This window comes from Psychrobacter sp. 78a-MNA-CIBAN-0178 (genome assembly GCF_040309625.1).
Taxonomy (GTDB): Bacteria; Pseudomonadota; Gammaproteobacteria; order Pseudomonadales; family Moraxellaceae; genus Psychrobacter; species Psychrobacter okhotskensis.
In genome coordinates, this window is sequence record NZ_JBEOOZ010000050.1 from 1 (window position 1) to 5192 (window position 5192).

At 43.4% G+C, this 5192-nt stretch carries 5 protein-coding genes; 2 read left to right on the forward strand and 3 right to left on the reverse strand.

The features are described 5' to 3' along the window. Positions 1-171: 171 nt before the first annotated feature. The 3 genes from gorA to AAEY80_RS14065 form a co-directional block, all read right to left on the reverse strand. Positions 172-1527 (reverse strand): glutathione-disulfide reductase, encoded by a 1356-nt coding sequence (gorA, locus tag AAEY80_RS14055; protein WP_025652626.1) that lies wholly within the window; start codon positions 1525-1527, stop codon positions 172-174. 201 nt (positions 1528-1728) lie between these two features. Continuing rightward, on the reverse strand, positions 1729-2181 hold the full coding sequence (locus AAEY80_RS14060) for a threonine/serine exporter family protein (RefSeq protein WP_025652627.1): 453 nt from the start codon (positions 2179-2181) through the stop codon (positions 1729-1731). A gap of 1 nt (position 2182) precedes the next feature. Beyond that, entirely contained in the window at positions 2183-2998 is an 816-nt protein-coding gene (locus AAEY80_RS14065) for a threonine/serine exporter family protein (RefSeq protein WP_350588496.1), read from the reverse strand. 163 nt (positions 2999-3161) lie between these two features. On the opposite strand from AAEY80_RS14065, the gene AAEY80_RS14070 reads away from it, so the two are divergent. Both AAEY80_RS14070 and AAEY80_RS14075 read left to right on the forward strand, forming a co-directional pair. Then, positions 3162-3443: a DUF503 domain-containing protein gene (locus AAEY80_RS14070; RefSeq protein WP_101212449.1), complete on the forward strand. Its 282-nt coding sequence runs from the start codon at positions 3162-3164 to the stop codon at positions 3441-3443. 335 nt (positions 3444-3778) lie between these two features. Beyond that, positions 3779-4633: a M48 family metallopeptidase gene (locus AAEY80_RS14075; protein ID WP_350588495.1), complete on the forward strand. Its 855-nt coding sequence runs from the start codon at positions 3779-3781 to the stop codon at positions 4631-4633. Positions 4634-5192: the final 559 nt, after the last annotated feature.

Below are 5192 nucleotides of genomic sequence, written 5' to 3' on the forward strand. Positions count from 1 at the left end.
TTATGATTATGTTTGATGATCGTATTAGTAAGCACTTAATCTAAATGGCAGTTACACAGAATTCGGGATGGGCTCGAGATAGTCCTCAAACCTAGCAAAAAAGGCTACTCTCTCAAGAATAGCCCCTCTACTTACACACCCTATAAAACTAACGCATATATCAACGCGACATTAACGCATGGTCACAAACTCTTCCGAGCCAGTTGGATGAATGGCAACCGTATTATCAAAGTCTGCTTTCGTCGCGCCCATTTTTATCGCTACCGCAAAGCCTTGAATCATCTCATCGACACCAAAACCTATGCCATGCAAACCGATGACTTTTTCATCATCGCCCAAGCAAACGAGCTTCATCACGCATTTTTGGCGATGCTGAGTTACCGCGCTGTACATCGAGGTAAAGCTCGAGGTGTAGCATTTGATATTGTCTTTACCATACTGCTCAACCGCGTCAATCTCAGACAAACCAATCGTGCCGATAGGGGGGTGAGTAAAGATAACCGTTGGTACCAAGTCATAAACCAAATGCTCGTCTGTCTTATCATTAAACAAACGCTCTGATAGGCGGCGACCTGCTGCGATAGCGACGGGTGTCAAATCAATACTGTTTTCGATAATATCACCGACCGCATAAATACCATCGACATTAGTATTTTGGAATTTATCGACCTTGATTTTGCCATTATCAGTCGTTTCCACACCCGTAACATCCAAATTGATATTGTCCGTCGAAGGCGCACGACCTATCGCCCAAATCAAACAATCAACGGTATCAAGCGCACCATCTTTGGTAAAGAGTTCTAAACTGCCATCGTCGTTTTTATTGACTTCCGTCAGCGTCGTTTCAGTATGCAATTGAATACCATCTTGCTCCATCTCTATCAATAACGCTTCTACGATAGTATGGTCAAACGAGCGTAGCGGCGAATGTTGACGCACATACAGATGTACCTCAGCGCCCAGACTGTTGAGCACGCCAGCGATCTCAACCGCGATATATCCTGCCCCGACGATAGCCACGCGTTTTGGCAAATGATTTAATCTAAAAAACCCATCAGAATCAATACCGTGTTCCGCGCCTTTGATATCAGGGAAGATAGGATGACCACCCGTCGCGATCAAAATATGGTCAGCGGTGATATGTTCGCCATTGACCTCGACCGTATTGGTATCGACGAATTTGGCAAAGCCTTTTATCACTTCAACGCCGTTCTTTGCCAAATTATTATCATAAGAGCGATGAATGTTTTGGATATATTGTTGACGACTATTGACCAGCTTTTGAAAGTCAAAGCCTTTTAACTCAACGTCAAAACCATAGTCTGGCGCATACTTTTCGATAGCTTCGGCCACTTGTGCGCCATACCACATCACCTTTTTGGGCACGCAGCCCCAGTTTACGCAGGTGCCGCCTAATTGCTCCGCTTCGATGATGGCGCATTTTTTGCCATAGCTTGCCGCTCGGTTGATTGAAGCAATCCCGCCGCTACCGCCACCAATGGAAATATAGTCATAATGTTTGGTCATAGTTAAGTCTCTTTATTTAGTACGTATTGATGCGTATTGGTACAATTTTGCAGTCTATTATTTTTTAATTCTGTTATTTTTAACTCTATTGTAATGGGTATGATAATGAATCTTACAAGGTTTTGCTTATGAAGATGTGCCAGCTAGCACCACGCTATAAAAATATTTAGGCAAAAATAGCCTAACACCTTATAAGCCCATCTAAACAATAGCGCGCCGTCTATAAAATAACAGCCCAGGAATGGATAAGCCTAGCACCAATCCTGAAGTCACAAATAAGGCCTCAAACAAATACACCATCATTTGGCTAAATAATTCGTCGGAAAAGCCAAAATAGCCAATCTGTACCATACTGACCATCGCCTTATAAGCAGCGATACCGGGCATCATACAGATGACGCTTGGCGAGATTAACGCTTTGGGCGGTAAGGTATATTTTTTAGAAAAGTACACGCCTAAAAAGCTGGCAAGCATCGCCCCAAAAAAGCTGGCTACCACCAGATGTATGTGCTGATAGACCAGCGCTGTTTTTAGTCCGAACCCAAAGGCGGTCATCAGCAAACAAGGTGGAATATAGCGTTTGGGTACGCTGAACATGAGTGTCCAACCAAGGGTAATAATACACGACAGGGCAACGGTTTCAATGAACCACATGTCAAAATCCCCAGTGCTGTATTTGTAGTAAAACCAGCGCCATCACAATGCCAACGCACGCTGACAAGGTTAGCATATAAGTAAAAACGGCACGTCCAATGCCGATATTGACATAGCCCTTTAAGATGTCTGAGAAAGAATTGATTAAAGGAAAGCTTGGAACTAGTAAGAGCACGCTAGAGGCAACGGCAATATCTGCATTATTACCAATATCAAAATAGTAAGTCGTCGCCCCAATCAAAGAGGCGATAAAAGCCGTCACGATGACGGTGATAAAAGGATTGAAATGCTGCTTGGCCAAATAAATGCGAGTGAACATCGCGACCATACCAGCGACAAAGGTCACCGCGGTAATCGACCAACTACCGCCATTAAGATTAGCAAACGCAGCACAAGATGCACCGACAAACACGCCCACTAGCCACGTTGGATAAACCGTTTTATCTAATTCATCAAACGCAAGGGTGGTGCGGTCAGTCAGCTCAGACTTCAGTTTATGGTTATCTAGCTTGTGGCTATTTGTATTGGCTTCGGTTTTATTGATGATTTGCTGGATTTGTACCAATAAATTGACATTGATGCTCTGATTAATCGTGTCTCGAGTGGTGGTGATACAGCGCTCATTACAGATGGTCGTCAAGGTAATAGCATTAAAATTCAGCGAACATTCTACGCTACTCATTCCCAAAGCGAATCCCAAACGTTTAGACAAGTCCACCACCACAGCAGACTCGGCACCATATTGCATAAGGAGTAGTCCGCAGCGCACGCATAATCGAGTAATACGCTGTTGCTGTACGTAGCTGATAGAAGTCATTGGGCGAGTACGCATATTGGCTATTATGATTTTTATGAATGGTATTAGTATAAACAGTGTGAGTCGTTATGAGGTATCGATACGGCAAGGTAACGATAGCATAACTTGCCGTGCTTATTTGCTACTATTATAAAGCGTAAACCACTGTCGCAAGGAGAATAAAATGCATATCGCTATCTTAACGCTGACTTTCGCGCTACCCGGTTGTAGCTCATTAAAAGAAAAACGCCAACGTATGGGTGGCTTGCATGCACGATTTGGTAATACGCTAAGTGTCGCGGTATGTGAAAGCGGCGAGCGTGATCGGCATGATGCCAGCGAATGGACGTTTGTGGTAGTGGGGCTATCTAAACGTGAGGTCGAATCACAATGCAGTCAAATAGAGGAGAAGATAGAGCGGACCGTAGATGCGCGGGTGATGAATGTTGAGAGAGAGTTTATGTAGGTGGGCTTTATTGCAGGCCGCTCTCTGAGTAGAGGTTCTATTAAAAATGATAAAGTTGTATGTTTCAAAGGTAGGTCGGTAAAGCTTAAGACAACGAACAAACAATATACTACAAATTTAATAGACTTTTGTTTTATACCATGATAATCTCCCACTCGGTAATTTAGACACATTACTTACACCTCATTTACATTTTAGTCACATTATTAATTATATATTGCTTTCAGTGCGCGGATTGCATGATATAAATTTTGATAGTGGGATTTTAAGTTCATCAACGCATTACCTTTATTTTAGCCAATCACCTTAATTATATTTCTCAACTAGGACGTCTAATGACAACTTTTAATAACATAAAAAATGCTCTATTGCTTACGACGATTACTACTTTAGTAGGCTGTACTACGATAGCTGATATGTCAGGGTACGATACCAATAGCATGAATGCCGATGCGGCTAAAAATTACTCTCAAGTGGTTTCTAGTGCTAATAGTCAAGGCGCAGTAGATAATACGTCTGCCACTGCTATCCGAGTTAAAAGAGTCTTTAATCGTATGAAGCCCTACGCCGTTCGCGCTAATACGACAGGCGTCCCTTTTGATTGGCAGATCACTGTTCTACGTTCACCTGAATTAAATGCTTGGGCAATGCCGGGTGGTAAGATGGCTTTTTACACCGGTATTGTAGAGAAGTTACAGTTAACGGATGCAGAGATCGCTGCGATCATGGGACATGAAATGACCCATGCGTTAGCTGAGCACAGTAAAAAAGATGCTGGGCAAAAAATTCTGACAGGCTTAGCGCTGCAGTTAGGTGGTGCCGAACTACAGGCAAAAACAGGTTTGAGTGATGATGCGTTGGGTTTGATTAGTGACTACGGACTTGATAAGCCGTTTTCTCGTAGCCAAGAATCACAAGCCGATGCGGGTGGTCTACGCTTGATGGCACAGGCAGGCTACAATCCAGAAGCTGCCGTTGCAGTATGGCAAAAAATGGAAGCCGCCAATGGTCGTAGCAACACCATAGCTACTTTGATGTCTACGCATCCAAACTCTGGGCAGCGTATCGCTAAAATTCAGGCACTCTTACCTGAGGTTACGCCAGTTTATCAAGCGGCTGCGAAAGCACCTGCTAACGCAACTAGTGGGGCAATTACTGGAGTAACTACTAGAACCATTAAACGTAGATAACTCAGTAAATATCCTCAAAAGTAAATGTTATCAAAAAAGGTAAGTCAAAAGACTTACCTTTTTTTGCGAAGGAATATTGAAAAGTGGCTGGTTTGATTTTTATCTTATGTCGTGATGCTGGGTGTCGAGTAGGTTGGCGGCGAGATACAAGACCTAACGGCTAAATATTGGAGCCAATCCCGCTTTTCGCTTATATCTACTCACTGATACGAGGCGAGGGCTACGGTTTGTCCTGTCTCTTGCTCCGCGTAGCCAAGCCAAAACCTAGTCCTCGCAACTCGTTCAATTGAGCAGGATAACCGCTACAATCGGGGCTAAACCGCATCTCAAGGCGACCTTCATAAACTAAATGGTAGGTTGGGTGGAGTTTGCGACACCCAACCTTGTATCTCGCCTAGATGATAGTTTCATCGAGGCTTGCTTGCTACAATGTACGGGCTTGTTCATTTAATTTTAAAACTTCTTTTGGACTTCTATGTTTAACCCCACTCTCAACTTGAAATAAGCAAATCAAACTGAAGAGGCGGATTACCAAGTTTTTTGTTGAGTACAAAGCACA